21 protein-coding genes are annotated in these 18,443 nt (G+C 63.2%); 4 read left to right on the top strand and 17 right to left on the bottom strand.

The window, feature by feature from the left end:
• Positions 1-8 precede the first annotated feature (8 nt).
• From T31B1_RS10195 to T31B1_RS10145, 11 genes are all read right to left on the bottom strand, one after another.
• Positions 9-1,469: a monovalent cation/H+ antiporter subunit D family protein gene (locus T31B1_RS10195; RefSeq protein WP_353249372.1), complete on the bottom strand. Its 1,461-nt coding sequence runs from the start codon at positions 1,467-1,469 to the stop codon at positions 9-11.
• Positions 1,466-2,956, bottom strand: a complete 1,491-nt coding sequence (locus T31B1_RS10190) for a monovalent cation/H+ antiporter subunit D family protein (RefSeq protein ID WP_353249371.1) — start codon at positions 2,954-2,956, stop codon at positions 1,466-1,468. Before T31B1_RS10190 ends, T31B1_RS10195 begins: the two co-directional genes overlap by 4 nt.
• On the bottom strand, positions 2,953-3,501 hold the full coding sequence (locus tag T31B1_RS20070; protein ID WP_502950954.1) for a cation:proton antiporter subunit C: 549 nt from the start codon (positions 3,499-3,501) through the stop codon (positions 2,953-2,955). The genes T31B1_RS10190 and T31B1_RS20070 overlap by 4 nt, the downstream gene beginning before the upstream one ends.
• Complete coding sequence (locus tag T31B1_RS10180) at positions 3,498-3,929, bottom strand: Na(+)/H(+) antiporter subunit B (RefSeq protein ID WP_353249370.1); 432 nt, start codon at positions 3,927-3,929, stop codon at positions 3,498-3,500. The genes T31B1_RS20070 and T31B1_RS10180 overlap by 4 nt, the downstream gene beginning before the upstream one ends.
• The gene (locus T31B1_RS10175; RefSeq protein WP_353249369.1) at positions 3,929-4,492 is read right to left on the bottom strand and encodes a DUF4040 domain-containing protein; all 564 of its coding nucleotides are present in this window, start codon (positions 4,490-4,492) and stop codon (positions 3,929-3,931) included. The genes T31B1_RS10180 and T31B1_RS10175 overlap by 1 nt, the downstream gene beginning before the upstream one ends.
• Positions 4,489-4,818 carry a monovalent cation/H(+) antiporter subunit G gene (mnhG, locus tag T31B1_RS10170; protein ID WP_353249368.1) on the bottom strand — a complete coding sequence of 110 codons (330 nt, stop codon included), beginning with the start codon at positions 4,816-4,818 and terminating at the stop codon, positions 4,489-4,491. The genes T31B1_RS10175 and mnhG overlap by 4 nt, the downstream gene beginning before the upstream one ends.
• 27 nt (positions 4,819-4,845) lie before the next feature.
• Positions 4,846-5,133 carry an MrpF/PhaF family protein gene (locus T31B1_RS10165; RefSeq protein WP_353249367.1) on the bottom strand — a complete coding sequence of 96 codons (288 nt, stop codon included), beginning with the start codon at positions 5,131-5,133 and terminating at the stop codon, positions 4,846-4,848.
• 4 nt (positions 5,134-5,137) lie between these two features.
• Complete coding sequence (locus T31B1_RS10160; protein ID WP_353249366.1) at positions 5,138-5,635, bottom strand: Na+/H+ antiporter subunit E; 498 nt, start codon at positions 5,633-5,635, stop codon at positions 5,138-5,140.
• Between the two features lie 54 nt (positions 5,636-5,689).
• Positions 5,690-6,433 (bottom strand): TVP38/TMEM64 family protein, encoded by a 744-nt coding sequence (locus tag T31B1_RS10155; RefSeq protein ID WP_353249365.1) that lies wholly within the window; start codon positions 6,431-6,433, stop codon positions 5,690-5,692.
• Positions 6,434-6,533: 100 nt separating this feature from the next.
• A complete protein-coding gene (locus T31B1_RS10150) occupies positions 6,534-7,466 on the bottom strand; it encodes an ArsR/SmtB family transcription factor (protein WP_353249364.1) in 933 nt (310 codons plus the stop codon).
• 104 nt (positions 7,467-7,570) lie between these two features.
• Positions 7,571-8,578, bottom strand: coding sequence for a phasin family protein (locus T31B1_RS10145; protein WP_353249363.1), 1,008 nt, complete (start codon positions 8,576-8,578; stop codon positions 7,571-7,573).
• A gap of 219 nt (positions 8,579-8,797) precedes the next feature.
• On the opposite strand from T31B1_RS10145, the gene fadB reads away from it, so the two are divergent.
• From fadB to T31B1_RS10130, 3 genes are all read left to right on the top strand, one after another.
• Positions 8,798-10,951, top strand: coding sequence for a fatty acid oxidation complex subunit alpha FadB (gene fadB / locus T31B1_RS10140; protein WP_353249362.1), 2,154 nt, complete (start codon positions 8,798-8,800; stop codon positions 10,949-10,951).
• A gap of 49 nt (positions 10,952-11,000) precedes the next feature.
• Positions 11,001-12,161 (top strand): acetyl-CoA C-acyltransferase FadA, encoded by a 1,161-nt coding sequence (fadA, locus tag T31B1_RS10135; protein ID WP_353249361.1) that lies wholly within the window; start codon positions 11,001-11,003, stop codon positions 12,159-12,161.
• 81 nt (positions 12,162-12,242) lie between these two features.
• Positions 12,243-13,208, top strand: coding sequence for an OmpA family protein (locus T31B1_RS10130; protein WP_353249360.1), 966 nt, complete (start codon positions 12,243-12,245; stop codon positions 13,206-13,208).
• A 13-nt stretch (positions 13,209-13,221) separates the two neighbouring features.
• On the opposite strand, the gene T31B1_RS10125 is transcribed toward T31B1_RS10130, so the two are convergent.
• The 5 genes from T31B1_RS10125 to T31B1_RS10105 form a co-directional block, all read right to left on the bottom strand.
• Entirely contained in the window at positions 13,222-14,079 is an 858-nt protein-coding gene (locus tag T31B1_RS10125; protein WP_353249359.1) for a TonB family protein, read from the bottom strand.
• Positions 14,076-14,489: an ExbD/TolR family protein gene (locus tag T31B1_RS10120; RefSeq protein WP_353249358.1), complete on the bottom strand. Its 414-nt coding sequence runs from the start codon at positions 14,487-14,489 to the stop codon at positions 14,076-14,078. Before T31B1_RS10120 ends, T31B1_RS10125 begins: the two co-directional genes overlap by 4 nt.
• A 3-nt stretch (positions 14,490-14,492) precedes the next feature.
• Positions 14,493-14,918, bottom strand: coding sequence for an ExbD/TolR family protein (locus T31B1_RS10115; protein ID WP_353249357.1), 426 nt, complete (start codon positions 14,916-14,918; stop codon positions 14,493-14,495).
• Positions 14,887-15,603 (bottom strand): MotA/TolQ/ExbB proton channel family protein, encoded by a 717-nt coding sequence (locus T31B1_RS10110; protein ID WP_353249356.1) that lies wholly within the window; start codon positions 15,601-15,603, stop codon positions 14,887-14,889. The genes T31B1_RS10115 and T31B1_RS10110 overlap by 32 nt, the downstream gene beginning before the upstream one ends.
• Positions 15,604-15,680: 77 nt before the next feature.
• A complete protein-coding gene (locus T31B1_RS10105; RefSeq protein ID WP_353249355.1) occupies positions 15,681-16,109 on the bottom strand; it encodes a Tat pathway signal sequence domain protein in 429 nt (142 codons plus the stop codon).
• Between the two features lie 273 nt (positions 16,110-16,382).
• On the opposite strand from T31B1_RS10105, the gene T31B1_RS10100 reads away from it, so the two are divergent.
• Positions 16,383-17,426 carry a Glu/Leu/Phe/Val dehydrogenase family protein gene (locus tag T31B1_RS10100; RefSeq protein WP_353249354.1) on the top strand — a complete coding sequence of 348 codons (1,044 nt, stop codon included), beginning with the start codon at positions 16,383-16,385 and terminating at the stop codon, positions 17,424-17,426.
• Positions 17,427-17,595: 169 nt separating this feature from the next.
• Here T31B1_RS10100 and T31B1_RS10095 read toward each other — a convergent pair whose 3' ends face one another.
• A complete protein-coding gene (locus T31B1_RS10095) occupies positions 17,596-18,426 on the bottom strand; it encodes an aldo/keto reductase (RefSeq protein WP_353249353.1) in 831 nt (276 codons plus the stop codon).
• Positions 18,427-18,443: the final 17 nt, after the last annotated feature.

Below are 18,443 nucleotides of genomic sequence, written 5' to 3'. Positions count from 1 at the left end.
CGACCTCGCTAGCGCGGCGCCCAGGGGGCGAGCAGTTCCAGAAACGGCAATGGATAGATGAACCACACGATACAGCCGGCAGCCGTGATCGATAGGGGAATGACGCACGCCCAGGGCGCTTCGGCCCAGCTGCGCGGCGTATCCGGACGCGGATTATGGAAAAAAGCGCGGGTGGGTATTTCAAGCAGATACACGATGTTGAGCAGCGAGCTGATCGCCAGTACACAGATCAGGATCGTATGGCCCGCGTCGGCCGCGCCTTCCATGAGATACCACTTGCTCCAGATGCCGCCCATCGGCGGAATACCGATCAACGACAGCGAAGCGATGAAGAACGCCGAGAACGTGATCGGCATGGCATAGCCGAGACCGTCCAGATCGCTCACGTTCTTGCGATGCGTCGCGGTATAGATGGCACCGGCACAGAAGAACAGGGTGATCTTGGCGAAGGCGTGCATGGCGATATGCATCGACCCGCCCAAGATCCCCAGGCTCGAGGCCATGGTCGCGCCGAGCACGATATACGACAACTGGCTGACGGTGGAGTAAGCCAGACGCGCCTTGAGATTGTCGCGCGTCATGGCGATCAGCGACGCGCCCAGCACGGTGATCGCGGCCACCCACATCATCGGTCGCGAGGCGCCGGTCTCAGCCAGGAAATCGACACCGAAGATGTAGACCGTCAGCTTGAGAACGATGAACACGCCCGCCTTGACCACCGCCACTGCGTGCAGCAGCGCCGAGACCGGCGTAGGGGCGACCATGGCCGCCGGCAGCCACCGATGGAAGGGCATCAGCGCCGCCTTGCCGGTCCCGTAGAGAAACAGCGCATAGAGTGCGGCCGCGCCGACCACGCCCAGGCCGGCGCCGCTCATCAGCCCGCCGTCGGTGAAGCTCACGCTGCCGGTCAGCACGTAGGTGACCGCGATCGCCGGCAGAAAGAAACCGATGGAGGTGGTCAGCAGAATGCCTAGATAGACCCGCCCGCTGTTTCGGGATTCGACATCGCCGTGGTGGGTGACCAACGGATAGGTCGACAGCGTGAGCATCTCGTAGAAGATGAACAACGTGACCAGATTGCCGGCAAAGGCAATGCCGATCGCAGCCGCGATGGCCAGCGCAAAACACACGAAAAACCGGGTCTGTGCGTGCTCGTCGTTGCCGCGCATGTAGCCGGCCGCATAGACGGTGGTCAAAGACCACAGCCCGGAGGCAACCAGCGCGAACAGCAGCCCGATCGGCTCCAGCGTGAAGGTCAGGCCCAGTCCCGGCAGGACTTCGAACAACGTCAGGCTCGGGCGCATACCGGCGGTGACCGGCCCGATGAAGCTCGCCACGCCCACGAACAGTGCGATGGCGGTCGCCACGCTCACGCTCTCGCGCGCGTTGGGCCAGCGCCCCAGTGCCGCGACCGCCAGGCTCATCACGGCAGGAAATGCCACCAGCACGGCAAGCCATACGGGACTCATCCGCCACCTCCCAGCAAGGCGTCCGCGCCGCGTCGAGCGGCATCGACCAGCGGTGTCGAATGCAGGCCGATCACGATATTCACGCCCACCAGCAACCAGGTCGTTGCGATCATCGATAGCGGTGCTTCGCGTGGGGGCGGCTCACGTTCGGGCGCCTCACGGAAATAGAGAGATTCGATCACTCGGCCGATATAGATCAGCGCCATGAGCGAGCTGACCAGAATAGCGGCGGCCAGCCAGTAATGGCCTTGATCGAGCACGGCCTGCAGCAGCAACCATTTGCTGATGAATCCGGCGGTCATGGGCACGCCGATCAGGCTCAGGCCGGCGGCAACGAACGCAGCGCTGGTCGCCGGCATGCAGCGGCCCAGGCCGGCGATATCGTTGATCGAGATCGTGCGCATGCGCCAGAACAAAGCGCCGGCGGCCATGAACAATGCGCCCTTGATGATGCCGTGGTTGACGATATGCACGATCGATGCGGTCACCCCCGCCGACGTGGCCAGGGCGAAACCCATAACGATATAGCCGATCTGGGCGATGCTCGACCAGGCCAGCAGGCGCTTGAGATTGGTCTGGAAGATCGCCGCCATCGAGCCGGACAACATGGCCACCACGGACAGCAGCAGCAGAATCTGGCCCAGTGGGACCTGGCCGAACGCATAGGCGACGCCGAAGACGGTGAACACAAACCGCATCAGCGCATAGACCGCCACCTTGGTTGCGGTAGCCGCGATGAACACGCTGACGCTCGACGGCGCATAGGTATAGGCGTTGGGTAGCCAGACATGCAGGGGGAACAGCGCGAGCTTCAGGCTCGCGCCGACCACGATGAACGCCAGGCCCGCCTCCACGGTACGCGTATCGGCCACCGCGGGCAGCCGCTGGGCGATATCGGCCATGTTCAGGCTGCCTGTCATCATGTACAGAAAGCCGATCCCGATGAGCAGGAAGGTGCCGCCGATGGTGCCCATGATCAGATACTGGAACGCTGAGACCAGCGCGCGACGTTTGGCCCCCATCGCGATGAGCCCGTAGGACGATAGCGACGAGATTTCGAGAAAGACGAACAGATTGAAGGCATCGCCGGTGACCGTGATGCCCATGAGCCCGCAGAAGCACAGCAGCAGCGCCGCATAAAACAGATACGCCCGCTCCCGGGATATCTCGGCGGCCACACTGGCACGGGCATACACCGCGCTGACCGCGGCAATCCCGGTTACAAGCAGCAGGACGACCGTGTTGAAGGCATCCAGACGCAGTTCGATGCCGAACGGCGGCGGCCAGCCCCCCATCGCGTAGCTGATCGGCCCGCCGATCTTGACCTGCACATAGAGCAGGAACGCCAACGCCAGGCAGGCCCATGCGGTGAGCAGATAGACCAGCCAGGCGAGCAGCGGCCTGTGCAGCAATACGCACACCGGCGCGGCCAGCAACGGCAGTACGATCACCAGTGCCGGCATCTGGGCGAAAAACTCGGTGATCACCGGTGGCGGCTCCCGTCGTCGTCCGCGGTGCGGGATGCGGTGCGTTCTGGGTCGTCGATGTCGTGATCCTCGTCCTGTTCACGGCCGTCGTCGTAGTCGTCACGCTGTTCGGCCTGCTGACGGGCCTCGGCCTGCTCGCTGCGCTGCTCTTCGGTTTCGGCCTCTTCGTCCTGGGTCTCGAGATCGGCGGCGAGTACGTCGTCCTCCTCGATGCTGCCGTAGGCTTCGTGGATGCGCACCACCAGCGCCAGGCCCAGCGCGGTGGTCGACACGCCGACCACGATCGCCGTGAGGATCAGCACATGGGGCAGGGGATGCGCATACAGCGGATCCCCATCGGTGAGAATCGGCGCTGTCGAGCCCGTGATCTTGCCCATGCTGATATAGAAGATGAACACCGATGTCTGAAACAGGTTCAGACCGATCAACTTCTTGACCAGATTGTCGTGCGAGATGACGGTATAGAACCCGATCATCATCAACACGATGACGACCCAGTAGTTGAACAGGCCGAAAAAGCTCTCCGACAGCGCCGCCAGACTCATGCCCCGTCTCCCCGACGTCCGCGCCCGGCGAAGACATAGAAGATCGAGGTAATCACCGAAGCGACGGTCACGCCGACGCCGAACTCCACCAGTAGCAGGCCATAGTGCTGCCCGTGAATGGCGTCGTGCGCCAGATAGTCGTAGTCGAGGAAATTGCCGCCCTTGAGCATGGCGATTACGCCGGTGCCGGCGTATATCAGCACGCCGAGGGCACCGGTCACACGCAGCAGGCCGGGCGGGATCGCGCGCCGAGCGTCAGCCAGGCCGAAGATCAAGGCATACAGGATGATCGCTGCCGCGAATACCACGCCCGCCTGGAAGCCGCCGCCGGGGCTGTAGTCGCCGTGGAACTGTACATAAAGCGCGAAGATCAGGATCGGCGCGATGATGATCTTGGTGATGACGCGCAGGATGGTGTGTTCGCGCATCAGGACTTGTCCCGTCGGTCGTCGTTGCGGCGCCGGCTGACGCCCAGCAGCATCAGCACGCCGATGCCGGCGGTGAGGATCACGGTCACTTCGCCAAGCGTATCGTAGCCGCGGTAGCTGCCCAGCACCGCGGTGACGGTGTTGGGTACGTCGATTTCGGTCTTGACGGTCTCCAGATAACGCTCGCGCAGCGGGTGCGTCTGCACCGGTGTATCGGCGGCGCCGAAGTGCGGCATGTCGAGGCTGGCATAGAACAGCGCCGCACCGGTCAGTGTCGTCACCACCAGGCCGATGATCGTGCGCGAGGTCGGTACGGTCTTTTCGCGTGCACGGGTCAGGCCGAATGTGGCGATGAACAGCACGGTGGTCACGCCCGCGCCGACAGCGGCCTCGGTGAGGGCGACATCGACGGCGTCCAGCAGCGTGAACAGGCTTGCCGAGAGCAGGCTGTACAGGCCGGTCAGCATGGCCACGGGAAACAGATTGCGCAGCCGCGCGATCGCCAGCCCGGTAATCGCGAGCATCGCCAGCAGCAGTACGTTGAGCACGATATCCGTGGTCATGTCAGGTCCGGGTCGCGCTTGTCGTGATCGAGTTCGGGTGCGACGCCGTCATGCAATGCCGCGCGCGCGAGCGCGTGCGTGGCCGTCGGACTCGTGATCATCAGAAAGACCAGGATGAACACCAGCTTTGCGGTAACCAACGTGAAGCCGGCCTGCAGCATCAGCCCGCCCAGCATGAGCGTCATGCCCGCGGTATCGGTGATCGAGGCCGCGTGCATGCGGGTATAGAAATCGGGCATGCGGAGTATGCCGATGCCGCCGATGACGCTGAAAACCGCGCCGCTAAGCAGCAGCACCCAGCTGGCCGTGTCGATGATCAGCGGCATACCGAACCCCGGTGATCGCGCGAGTAGTCACACATCGGGTTCGTCCTTGCTGGCTTCGTCCCAGCCGAGATCGCCGTACTGCATGAATTTGAGCACGGCGATGGTGCCGATGAAATTGATCAGGGCATAGATCAGGCCCAGATCGAGAAATTCAGGACGTCCGTTGAGAAAACCGAGCACGGACACGAACAACACCGTCTTGGTTCCGAACAGATTGATCGCGAGAATACGATCGTAGGCGGAGGGGCCGAGCAGTGCGCGTGCCAGCAGTAGCAGCATGGTCACGGCCACGCCGATGATCGCAGCGAAGAACATGGCGCTAGCGCCCGGCGCGGGTCGAAGCCGACCGGCCTTCCAGTGCGCGGACTCGCTGATCCATTTCGCCACCTTCCATGTTACGCGCGTTGTCTTCGGTCAGAGCGTGAACTTCGACCACACCGCGGCGAAGACCGACGGTGACCGTGCCGGGGGTGAGGGTGATCGAATTGGCGAAGATGGTCTGGCCGAGTTCGCTGCGCTGGCGCGCGCGGAGTGTGACCATGGTCGGCGAGATATGCCGGCCGGGCAGAATAACCCGTTTGGCGACATCCCAGTTCGATTTGGCGATCTCGACCGCCAACCAGAAAAGGTAGCCGGGCAGGCGTGCGATCAGATGCAGCGGCACGGTTTCCGCGTCGATCAGGCCCATGCGGTGGCAGACGAACGCCGTGAACAGGCACGAGCCTGCGCCCAAGCTCAACACCATCGGCGAGTAATGTCCTGACAGCAGTAGCCACAGCGTGGCCAAGCCGACGATCAGCCCGAGCAGATAACGCACGCAACCCCTCGATATCAACGAATGGTTAAAGGCTACAAAGCCCCCGGGGGCGCGTCAATTTGTGCGCTGTGCAGCGGTGTCGGCCAGCTTCTTGCGGCGGCGGTGTGCAAACCAGGCGATGATGCCGCTGACCACGAGCAGCCCGGCGGAGATCATCAGCTGTTTTGCGTCGATGAGCTGCTCGGGAGAGAAGGTCTCCTGCGAGAGCAGATCCGGCAGATTGACCGTCGCCCCGAAGCTGACGAAGGTGATCATCGGCGGGAGCATGCCGATGATGCTGGCGAGAAAATAAGGGATCCACGGTACGCGCAGCAGGCCACAGGCATAGTTGACCAGATCGAACGGCAGAAACGAAGCGCGCAGTACTACGGTGGTCGGGAAAGCCTGTTCGACCAGCAGTCGTCGAAAAGCCGCGATCCGCGGGTTCTTGGCTTCGTCGGCCTCGCCGTCCCGGCGGAAGAACCGGGCAAGCGCATAGGCGGTGTTGGCCGACAGGTTCTCGCCGATCAGCGCATAGATCAGCCCGGGGATGAAGCCGAACAGGCTGCCTGCAGCGATGGTCAGCCACATGGCCGGGAAGAACGTGAACGAACGCAGGCCGTAGATGACGATATAGACCACCGGCGCGATCGGATTATTGACCACGTAGTCGTAGACCAGGCGCATGATCTCCCGGATCGACCAACCCTGCACGTAGATCCAGATCAGCGCGGTTACCAGCAGCGCGACCCAGATCAGGCCAGCGATCACACGCGACTTGCGTCGGCTCTGCGTCGTCTCATCGCCAGTCGCGGTCATCGGATCGGCGCTCGTGGGCACGCGTCGGCGCGGTCGGCGGATATGCATCGGTTGGTAGCGAACGCACCGAGGCGCATGGAACGGGGCACTGGCGTTTCGATCATGGTTTGCCTGCGCTGGCGGTGATCAGATGGAAATAGGGCGGCTGCGGTTCTCGTGCCCGTTCATCGCAATCGCGGACATCCAGGCCCGCCTTCTCGAGCCATTCATGCAGCTGTGCGACCTCGAAGCCCAGGTTGACGTGATCGTAGGCCGCGACGGTGGCCTCGTGTTCATGGCGGGCGATGGTTGCCAGCGTGAGCCGTCCGCCGGGCTTGAGTACGCGAGCGGCTTCGGCGAGCGCGATCTGCGGGGTGGGACTATAACTGAGCGCGTGTAGCAGAAACACCTGATCGAAGCCGGCGTCCGCAAACGGCAACGCATGCATGTCGCCGATCCGGAAGGAGACATTGCCCTGGCAGGCCAGGCGGGCGCGCGCGGCCTCGATCACTGCTGCGCTGCGATCCAGACACGTCACCGATGCCGCGCGCCGGCACAGCAGTTCGGCCAGCACACCGTCGCCGGAGGCGATATCGAGCACCTGGCCCAGGTCCAGCAATTCGATCAGCGAACGGCTCATCGCCTCCCAGGTACGGCCCGGCGAGTACTGGCGCTCCATGCGCCCGGCGACCGATTCGACCCAGCTGCTGCGGCTTGCCCGCCGGCGTACGATCTCGGCGGCGTGTTCCCGATCGCGGTGGACCTGTGTGTCGTCGAGCTGATCGACCAACGCGCCCCATAGAGGGCGCAGATCGTGCTGCCAGCGGCGTACGTCGACCGAGTAGAAGTTGGCGTTGGCGACGGCCCGGTCCTGGACCATGCCGGCCTCGCGCAGCCGGGCCAGATGGCTGGATACGCGGCTCTGGGTGAGCTGGGTGACGCTGGTCAGCTCGGCCACGGTCATCGGCTCGTCGATGAGCAACAGCAGCAGCCGCAGCCGCGTGGGTTCGGCCAGCAAACGCAGCAGCTGTGTGCTATCGGCAAGATCTAGCATGCGATCGAAACAATCGATGAATGGCAACGATGTCCCGCGCGGCGGGTGCATCAAACTGAAAGGCCGCCTCTCGGGGCGGCCTCAAGATACAGCAAATGCTGCGTTCAGCTGTCGGTTTGGTTGCCGGACGTGCCGCCGCCGCCGGCGGTTTCGGTGGTCGAGCGCTTGCCCGAGCCCGTGCGCTTGCGTTTGGCAGCAGCAGTGGCGCCGGTTTTCCTGCCGGAACCCGACGCGGTCGCGCGCTTGCCGGAGGTGCCGGTCTTGCGCTTGGCCGTCGTCTTGGTGGTGGACGATGAGGACGCGGTGCTCTTCGTCGATTCGCTGCGCGATTTGGGCGTCGTGCGCGTCGCGGCTTTTTTGACTGGCTTCTGCGAGTTCTGGCTTTCTTTGGCGCTCGCTGCGGCTTTCTTGGTCTTGGCATTGCCCGCCGTGTTCGATGACTGGGCAGATCGCCGAGCCGTCTTGCGTGGCTTTGTGCTGTCAGCCGTTTTGCCCCGCGCGGTGCCCGCGGTCTTCGTCGATGTGCGCTTTTTTGCCGTGCTGCTCTTGGCGCTGCGACTTGGCGTGCCGGCCGTTGCCGCGTCCGTTTCAGCTGCGTCGCGGGCGCTGGCAGCCGCAGACTCGGCGCTTTGGCGCGGTCTCGCCGCAGCCTGCTCGACGTGCTCAGCTGCCGCGCCGGCGATATCGCTTGCCTGCTCGGCGGTGCGCTTGGTAGCGGTCAATCCAGCTCTGCGGGCCTGTTGTGCGGCGCTGCGCCTGCGTTTGTCGCTACCCTTGAGGTTGGTTCGAATCTCGCTGTTTATCTGCCGTCGCGTATTGTCGAGAATCGCCAGGCTCTCTCGTGCATTGGCCAGGATTCGATCGATGGTCTCCTGTAACAGCATCAGTTGCTGGGCGGCCAGATCCTTCGGTGCGCCGCCTTTTCTGAGCGTCTTCAGATTGTTCAGCGCCTGTTCGTAGTGGGTCCGGATCGCTTCCAGCTCGTGCTCGGCGAGTTGCTCGATGCCTTCGTAGACCACGCGATTGGCCGAAGTGAGCGCGCCGGTGTAGTTTTTGCGCAGCTGATCGATATCCTTGCGCAGTCTGCTGATACGGTTGTCCGATTTCGCCATGTCCGGGACCCGTTGGCTTGCGATGGGTCTAGATAACCATGGCCTGTCAGGGCTGTCAAAAGCCGACGATGTACGCCACACGGCCTGTTGCGAACGTTTGCCGGCGTGCAGGACGGCGATTGTCGCGCGCCGGACTGTACGCTACCGTATCGTCCGTTTTCACTTACCCTGCGACCGCTTTGGCGGTTGGCCCGTTTCACCGATCGGAGAGCACCATCCATGTTGTATGAGGGTTCCACACTGACGGTCGACGTCGCCGACGGCATCGCCGTGCTGACGTTCGATGCCAAGGAAGGTTCGGTCAACAAGTTCGACCAGGCCACCATCGACGATCTCAACCAGGCTGCCAAGGCGCTGTCGCACGCCGACGACGTCAAGGGGTTACTGGTGAAATCGGCCAAGCCCGCGTTCATCGTGGGCGCCGATATCATGGAATTCGGCGAGCGCTTCAAGTCGTCGGACGAGCAGATGAAGGCCTGGATGGCCGATGCCAATGCGATGTTCTCCACCATCGAGGATCTCGATTTCCCCAGCGTCACCGCGATCAACGGCTTGGCCCTCGGCGGAGGCTTGGAAATGTGTCTGGCCACCGATTTCCGGGTCATGACGCAGTCGGCAAAAATCGGTTTCCCGGAAACCCAGCTGGGTATCTACCCCGGTTTCGGTGGCACCGTGCGCGCGCCGCGCCTGATCGGTGCCGATAACGCCATCGAATGGATTGCCGACGGCAAGCCTCGGTCGGCGGACAAGGCGTTCAAGGCCGGCATGGTGGATGCGGTGGTCGCCGACGACGAACTCGAGGTAGCCGCACGCGATCTGCTCGACCGTGCGATCGAAGGCGAATTCGACTGGGCCGCGCGCAAGGCCGAGAAAAAGGCGCCGCTGAAGCTCAACCGTACCGAAGCGGCCATGGTGTTTCAGACCTCGAAGGGCTACGTACTGGGTGCGACCAAGGGCAATTACCCTGCACCCATCGAGGCCATCGATCGCATGGCCCAGGCGGCGGACAAGTCGCGCGACGAAGCCATCGCCATCGAGACAGAGGGCTTCATCAAGCTGGCCAAGTCCACCGAGGCCGCAGCGCTCATCCAGCTGTTCCTCAATGATCAGCTGATCAAGAAAAAGGGCAAGAAATACGGCAAGATCGCCCACGACATCAACCAGGCTGCCGTTCTGGGCGCGGGTATCATGGGAGGCGGCATTGCCTACCAGGCCGCCTACAAGGGCGTGCCGACACTGATGAAGGACATCAAGGAAGAGGCGATCGACCAGGGATTGGAAGAGGCGGCCAAGCACTTCTCCAAAGGCGTCGAGCGCGGCAAGCTGGATACGGCCGCCATGGCCCAGGGGATGTCTCGCATCCGGCCGACCCTGTCCTACGCCGAGTTCGAGGGTGTCGACGCGGTGATCGAGGCCGTAGTCGAGAACCCCAAGATCAAGAAATCGGTTTTGGCTGAGACAGAAGAAAAAGTCTCAGAAAAGTCGATACTTGCATCAAATACCTCGAGTATCTCCATAGACTCGCTGGCTGAGGCTCTGCAGCGCCCCGAGAACTTTCTGGGTATGCATTTCTTCAATCCGGTACACAAGATGCCGCTGGTTGAGGTGATCAAGGGCAAGGCCTCCTCGGAAGAGGCTGTTGCCACCATCGTCGATTTTGCCCACAAGCTGGGCAAGACGCCGATCGTGGTCAACGACTGTCCCGGCTTTCTGGTCAATCGAATCCTGTTTCCGTATTTCTTCGGCTTTCAGCAGCTCATCGCCGACGGCGCGGATTTTGCCCAGATCGACAAGGTGATGGAGAAGTTCGGTTGGCCCATGGGCCCGGCGTATCTGTCTGATGTGGTCGGTATGGACACCTCTCAGCATGTCGAGGAAGTGCTGGCCGAAGGCTATCCGGATCGGATGGACCAGGACGAGAAATCTTCGCTGGACGTGATGGTGGAGAACAATCGCCTGGGCCAGAAGACGGGCTCGGGTTACTACAAGTATGAAAAGGACAAGAAGGGCCGTCCGAAGAAATCCGAAGATCCGCAGGCCTACGAGCTCATCAAGACGGTCCAGCGCGACGGCGCTCAGGAGTTCGACGCCGAGCAGATCGTCGATCGCATGATGATTCCCATGATTATCGAAGCGGCCCGCGCGCTCGAGGAAGGGATTGCCGAGACTCCCAACGAGGTCGACATGGGTCTGATCATGGGGCTGGGTTTCCCGCCGTTTCGCGGTGGCGCGCTCAAGTACGCGGACTCGCTCGGGCTGAAAGCGGTCTGCGAGAAGGCCGATCGCTATGGGCATCTGGGCAAGCTCTATGAGCCGACCGAGCGTATGCGCAAGATGGCGGCCAACGGCGAAACCTATTTCCAGATGTCGTAAGCGCGGATACCGCGGCGACGCCATCTGAACCCATTACTGGAGTTAAGTCATGCAAGACATTGTCATCGTTGATGCGGTTCGTACCGCGATGGGCCGCTCCAAGGGCGGCATGTTTCGAGACACGCGCGCCGAGGAACTCTCGGCGGCACTCATGAATGCGTTGATCGATCGCAACGGGATCGACCCCGCGATCGTCGAGGACGTTATCTGGGGTTGTGTCCAGCAGACCAAGGAGCAGGGCCTGAACATCGGTCGTAACGCCGCGCTGCTGGCCGGACTGCCGCATTCGGTCGCAGGCCAGACGGTGAATCGCCTGTGCGGATCGTCCATGCAGTCGATTCATACGGCGGTCGGTCAGATCGCTGCGGGTATCGACGAGGTCTTCATCTGCGGTGGCGTGGAGCACATGGGTCATGTACCCATGGATTACAACGTCGACATCGCCCCGGCGCTATCCAAGCATGTGGCCAAACCGGCTGCGATGATGGGCCTGACCGCCGAGATGCTGGCCAATATTCACAAGATCGATCGTGAAAGCCAGGACGAATTCGCACTGAGGTCGCATCAACGAGCCCACCGTGCCAACGTCGAAGGCGAGTTTGCCGACGAGATCGTTCCGGTGCGCGGCTTCGATGCCCATGGGCATGCCGTGATGTGCACGGCTGACGAAGTGGTTCGAGGCGATGCCAGCATGGAAGGGCTGGGCTCGCTGCGACCGGCGTTCAACCCTCGCGGCGGAACCGTGACGGCCGGCAACTCGTCGGCGATTTCCGACGGCGCGGCGGCGTTGCTGGTCATGTCCGCAGACAAGGCCCGCGGGCTGGGCCTCGAACCCATGGCCCGAATCCGCGGCATGGCCGTGGCCGGTTGCGATCCGTCGGTGATGGGCCGTGGCCCGGTGCCGGCGACCCAGAAAGCGCTTGAGCGCGCCGGGGTATCGCTCGCCGAGATCGAGTATATCGAGCTCAACGAAGCCTTCGCCGCCCAGAGTCTGGCGGTACTCAAGGAACTCGGCATCGAGGATCGGCAGGACCATATCAACGTACGCGGCGGCGCGATCGCGCTGGGTCACCCCCTGGGAACATCGGGTGCGCGCATCACCGGCGCGCTGGCGCATGTGTTGCAGGATAAGGACGCCACCCTGGGCCTGGCCACGATGTGCATCGGCATGGGCCAAGGCATTGCCACCGTGATCGAACGGGTACGCTGACCGGCGGACGCGCCCGGAACATGGTATCCGGGCGCGGCATCGGCTTGGCTCGCCACGGCCTGCGGCTGCTAGTATTCCGTCATGATCACCCTTCGTCGTCGGTTGGCCTGGCTGTTCGTGCTGTGTCTTGCGGTCATGGCCGCGAGCGGGGTGCATGCACAGGATTCGTCGGCGAGCGCGCCCACCGGTGGGGCGGCCGTCGCGCCGCCCGATGGTGCGCGTCCCATCGATCGCGCGGCCGAGGATTTTACGACCTATCCGCTGATTACCGACCGTATCGCCCAGCGCGGTGGCATCAACGGCAACATCTCGGCAACGCGAACCGTCGAGGGGTCGCTGATCCGGCATACGTATCGTTTCGATCCCCAGGTCAGTCTGGAGACGGTCGTCGATGCCTACGACAAGCGGCTGGGCACCGGCGGCTTCGATGTGCTCTATCGTTGCGCCGGCGCCGAGTGCGGTCCGACTTTCTTGCGAGCCTCGCCTGGCTATCGAGCGCACGCCGATCTGTTTGGCAACGCCACGGCCGAACAGCATTATCTGTCGGCCCGGCGGATCGATCAGGCCGGTGATACATACGTCGGCCTGCAGATCGCGCCGAGTCCGAGCGGCGTGGTGGCACAATTGGATACGCTTCGGGTCAAACCGCGCGAGATTTCGGCGATTTCAGTCAACGCGGAGCAGATGGCGCGCGATCTGGACAACGAAGGTCGGGTCGCTCTATACGGCATCTTCTTCAATACCGACAGCGCGGAGATCAAGCCCGAGTCCAAGCCAACGCTCGATGAGATCGCCCAGCTTTTGGCCAACCGGCCCCGAATGCGGCTGCTGGTGGTCGGTCATACCGACAGTCGCGGCAGCTTCGACTACAACATCGACCTGTCGAGCCGTCGTGCGGCGGCAGTCGTCGATGCGTTGGTCAGCCGCCACGGCATCGATCGTGATCGGCTCAAACCGTGGGGCGTCGGCTATACCGTGCCACGAGCGAGTAACGACAGCGATGTCGGCCAGGCGAAGAACCGCCGTGTCGAACTCGTGATCTGGTGATCCGTCGCGCGGATCAGCGCAGAGAGAACACCACGGGAACGACCAGTTCGAGCCGGTTTCGACGCATGGTTGCCGGCATGCGTGGCAACGGCTCCGAGCGTTCGAGCATCTGTCGGGCGGCGTTATCCAGCATTTGCGAGCCGGAGCTTTCCACGATGCGCTGGTTGAGAATATTGCCGTTGGCGTCGATCACCAGATAGACGCGCACCGTGCCTTCGATCTGCTGGTTGCGTGCGGCCATCGGATATTGCTTGTGGCGCGATAACCAGGCCCGAAGCTGGACGATATAGTCATCTGTCGATTGTTCGCTATCGCCGTAAGCGCCGTTCTGTGCCTGGCTTGCGGTCTCAGGGGCGCCGAATTCGTTCGGGTCGGCGGTACGCGCGGTGACCTGTTCGGCCGGCCGGATCGTTTCACTGATCTCCTGCGGGCGAATCGTGACCGCGGCGGCGACGCGCGGGGTTGCCGTGGCGCCGGTTGCCGGTGGGCTGTCGCGGGGCTCGGCCTCGGTTGCGGAACGGTCGGCCACATCGGTGGGCGGCTGGGCCGATGGCTCGGGGCCGATATCGGTGGCCGCTTCGGGCACCTGTGTTGGTAACTCGGCCGCACTCATCGGGCTTTCGCTGGGGGTGGGCGTAGGCGCGCTGGGTACGATCTCAGCCGGCGTGGCGGCTTCAACGGGGGCGCTATCGATTGCGCTGTCTGCGGGCAGACCGGGCTCGAGCGTATCCAGTGAGACCATCACGCCGGACGGCGCATCCGCCGATGATTCGGGCGGGCGGTCGCCGACGAGGAACAGGGCAAGCAAGGCCAAATGGACGACGGCCGCGACCCCGAAGGCCAGCAGCCATTGGCCGCGCGTGATGTTCATGGGTTGGCAGCGGCGACGGTGATCAGGCGCAGTTTATCCGCGCCGGCCTTGCGCAGCGCCTGCATCACCGCCACGACGCGTGTGGCTTCGCCTGTGCCGTCGGCTTTGAGGCGTAGCGGTGCATCCGGGCGCGTGTCGATTTCGCGGCGTACGGCCTCGGCCAGCGCGTCGAGCGTGATCGGACGGCCGTCCAGTGCCAGAGCACCGCCAGCTGCGATCTGCACCTCGATGCTGCCGGCGTCGGCGGCGGCGTCGCTGGCCGAGCGAGGCGGATTGATCTCGAACGGCTGCGGCCCGGTGATTCGCCCGGCGAGCATGAAGAAGATCAGCAGAAGGAACACCACGTTGGTCAGCGGCAGAACGGACTCGTCTCCGGTTGCGCGGGCCCGATGTCGGCGAGAGAAGCGCATGGCTCAGCTGCGCGCCTGGCTGTCCATCAGCGACAGATTGACCACGCCTGCGGCCGATAGCGCATCGAGTATGCGGACTGTGTCCTGCAGACTCACACGTGCCGCCGGGCGCACGAGCACGCGCTGTCCGGCATCGTCGGCGAGTGCGATCTTGACGCGCTGAGACAGTTCTTCAAGGCCGACATACTGGCCGGCGAAGCGCACGCCGTCGAGACGAACATCGACCAGCAGAGCGCCCTGAATGGACGGCCGCGCCTGGCCCTGTGTGGGCGCGTCCAGCACGATCGCGTGCTCATCGCTGAAGTTCGAGGCGAGCATGAAGAACAGCAGCAGGATGAACACCACATCGATCAGCGGCGTAAGGCTGACCAAGGGGCGCCGGCGGACCGGGCCGTGGCTAAATGAACGGGGTGCTGTGGCCGTGCTCATCGTCTTCGTCCGACAGCGTCTGACCGGGTTGGCGCGAAAGATCGGCCGTGAATACGCGAGTGACCACGCTGTCCATCTCGTGGGCGGCGCGATCGATCGCGCGTTCCAGCCAGTTCAGTGCCACGATCGTAGGCATGGCCACGGCCAGACCTATCGCGGTGGTCAGCAATGCCTGCCAGATGCCGCCGGACAGCAGTGCCGGGTTGACCTGGCTGCCGGCCGCTTCCAGATCCCGAAACGCCTCGATCATGCCCAAGACGGTGCCGAACAGGCCGAGCAGAGGTGCGAGCGAGGCGATGACCTCCAATGGACGCAGATGGCTGCGCAGCGATTCGAGCATATCGCCGCCATACTGCAAGATTTCTTCTCGCATCACCGGTTCGGGTATGTCGTGGCGTGCGCGGAGCTGGATCGCGCGTGCAAGAACACGCGATGCCGGGTTGGGCGACCGGCGTGCCATGGTCATGGCAGCGCCGGCGTTGCCGGTACGGTAGATCGACAGGGCGCTGCGCGCGGTGCGTCGGTCATTGATCCGCACTCGTCGGAACTGGACTGCCTTGGCGATCACGATCGCTGCCGCGACGATCGACATGACGATCAGCAGCAGCACCACCGGGCCGCCGAGAAACACGATGTTGCTCAGCGCATCGCCGATTCCTGCAAGTTGGTCGATGAAGGCGTTCACGAGGGATTGCTCCGGGGTGGCGTCGGTCGGCGGCTCGAACGGCCGTCAATCGTGGGATCGCGAATGATCATGCCGATTTATTTGATGAACGGCGTGTTGCCGCGCTGGGATACCGAGACCAACGAGAGACAGTCGTCGCGTGACCCGTTGCTGTCCCGGCATTCGAGCACGTCGTTGAGCAACAGCTGGCCGATATCGCCGCAGGCGAGATTCGGTATGTCAAAGACCTTGAGGCTGGTCTTCTGAGGCGCCATCGGCCCGATCTGGACCGCCAGTCGGCGCGCAACGATACCGTCGTTGTCGAACATCACGACGTCCAGCTGGAAAGCATCGAACCGATCGTCGGTCAGGTTCTGGGTGACCAGGTAGGCCCGGCAGGCGCCATTGACCGCTTCGAGCTTGTTGAGCTCGACCTCCACACCGGCCGTGGCGTCGGGCTGTGTCTGGGCGAACGCATGGCCCGCGACGGCGATGGCGACGGCTGCAAACAGCACCCTTATCCGCATAAGTCTTGTCCCGATGAAACGCCCCGACGCGGCGTATGGTTCCCCCAGCGCGCGTCCTGAGACCAATGGCCCGACCGTCGAACGCGTCCTGACGATGCGTACTGGCGCCGGCTGGCCCGCATCGTTGTTTTTTTTGATCTTCTCAGTATTGCCGGCCGTCCTCGCCGACGCAACTACGCCGGCTCCCATTGTCGCAGGAACGGTCTCGCCATCGACACCCCCCGGACCAACGGCCACACTCGAAGCCGGTCCCCAACATTGGAGCACGATGCCGTGACGGTGATTTCACGTATGGCCGAACAGGGCCACCCGCAGGTTAGTCATTTTTACGATCGCGCGACCGGTTTGCGCGCCATTATCGCCGTCCATTCGAACGCGCTCGGCCCGGGCGTCGGTGGCGTTCGCATTCGTGACTATGACGACGAAGCAGCTGCTTTGACGGATGTGCTGCGGCTGTCCGAAGCGATGAGCTACAAGGCGGCCTGTGCCGGTCTGAATTGCGGCGGAGCCAAGGCGGTCGTACTCGGTCCATTTCCCTCGGATCGGCGGGCGGGCATGCATGCGCTGGGCCGGGCCGTGGATAGTCTGGGCGGGCGCTATGTGGCCACCGAAGATATGGGTATGACCGAGTCCGATATCGCCTGGCTCAACGAGGTCACGCCTCACGCGGTGGGCCGTTCGCTGGCCGATGGCGGCTCCGGTGACCCGTCGCCGCATACTGCGGACGGCGTGATCGTAGGAATGCGCGCGGCCTTGCAGGCCGCACGAATGGGCGACGACGTGAGAGGACTCAAGGTGGCCGTGCAGGGGTGTGGCCACGTTGGACTGGCTGTGATCGAACGGCTCCTAGCGGGTGGTGCCGAGGTTCTGGCGTCGGATATTCGAGCCGATGCGGCCGCACGCGCAGAACAGGCTGGCGCGCGCGTCGTCGATAACGATGTGATCCTGACCCAGGCGGTGGACGTGATTTCACCCTGTGGCATTGGCGCGATTCTCGATCAGCGCACCATCGCCGCATTGCGCTGTCGCGTGGTGGCCGGCGCGGCAAACAACCAGCTCGCCACGGAACGGGACGGCATACGATTGAACGAGCGGGGCATCGTCTATGCGCCGGACTTCGTCATCAATGCGGGCGGTCTGATCAACGTAAGCGACGAACTCGACCCGAACGGCTACGACGCCGCTCGCGTGGCAAGACGTATCGCCGCGATAGAAACCACGCTGACACAGCTCTTCGCCGAAGCAGTAGCACAGAACAGCACCACCGATATGGCCGCCGTCGCAATGGCGCGAAGCCGTATCGGCGCCAACCATTAATAGTTATTCATATCAATTGCATACGAAATATATCTAATCCTATAAATAGGATCAGGCACGCCGGCTTTCCGACAGAGAAATTTGCCGTCGGTCGATACAGAAAGACCGCACCCGACGCCGGGTGCAGCGAACCGGGTCGGGCGTGGTCTGGCCGGCCATCCGCTGTCGATCAGGCGGCATTGTCCCAATCGGGGGCGAAGGACGGGTTGATCATACGGCCGTCGTCCGAATGCAGGGCCGCGATTTCGCGCATCTGTTCTTCGGTGAGATTGAAGTCGAATATGTCGAAGTTCGATGCGACGTGATCCGGATTGGCCGAGCGCGGCACGGCGACGACGTTGTCCTGTTGAATCAGCCAGCGCAGCGCCACCTGGCCGGGATTCTTGCCGTGCGCCTTGCCGATACGCTCAAGCGTTGGATCCTTGAAGACCTCGCCGCGCGCCAGCGGACAATAGGCGGTCAGCGCCATGCCATGGGTCGACAGGGCATCGATCACCGGCGCCTGGTTCAGATACGGGTGGTATTCGACCTGGTTGGTCACCAGCGGGTTGCCCGACGTCTCGACCGCCTGGTCGATGAGCGCTCGGGTGAAGTTGCTGATGCCGATATTGCGGGCCAGGCCCCGTTCCTGCACTTCGTTGAGCGCGTCCAGAGTTTCCTTGAGTGAAATATCCGGGTTGGGCCAATGCAGCAGAATCAGATCGACATAATCGGTGCCCAGCCGCTCGAGGCTTTGTTCGACCGAGGCCTGGAGGTCGCCGTCGCTGAAGCGGTCGGTCCAGATCTTGGTGGTCAGAAAGATGTCTGCTCGGGCCAAGCCCGACGCGGCGATGCCGCGACCCACGGCTTCCTCGTTCTTGTACATCTGCGCGGTATCGATATGCCGGTACCCGACCTCCAGTGCATGCTTGACCATGGCCTGGGCATCTGCCGATTCAAGTTCGAACGTACCGAACCCGAGCGCGGGGATCTCGGCACCGTTGGCCTTCACGTAATGCATGAAAGATCCTGTATTAA

Origin of the sequence: Salinisphaera sp. T31B1 (assembly GCF_040361275.1) — a bacterium.
Lineage (GTDB): Bacteria > Pseudomonadota > Gammaproteobacteria > Nevskiales > Salinisphaeraceae > Salinisphaera.
The sequence above is the reverse complement of the archived record's forward strand: the minus strand, read 5'-3'. Positions and strand labels throughout refer to the sequence as shown.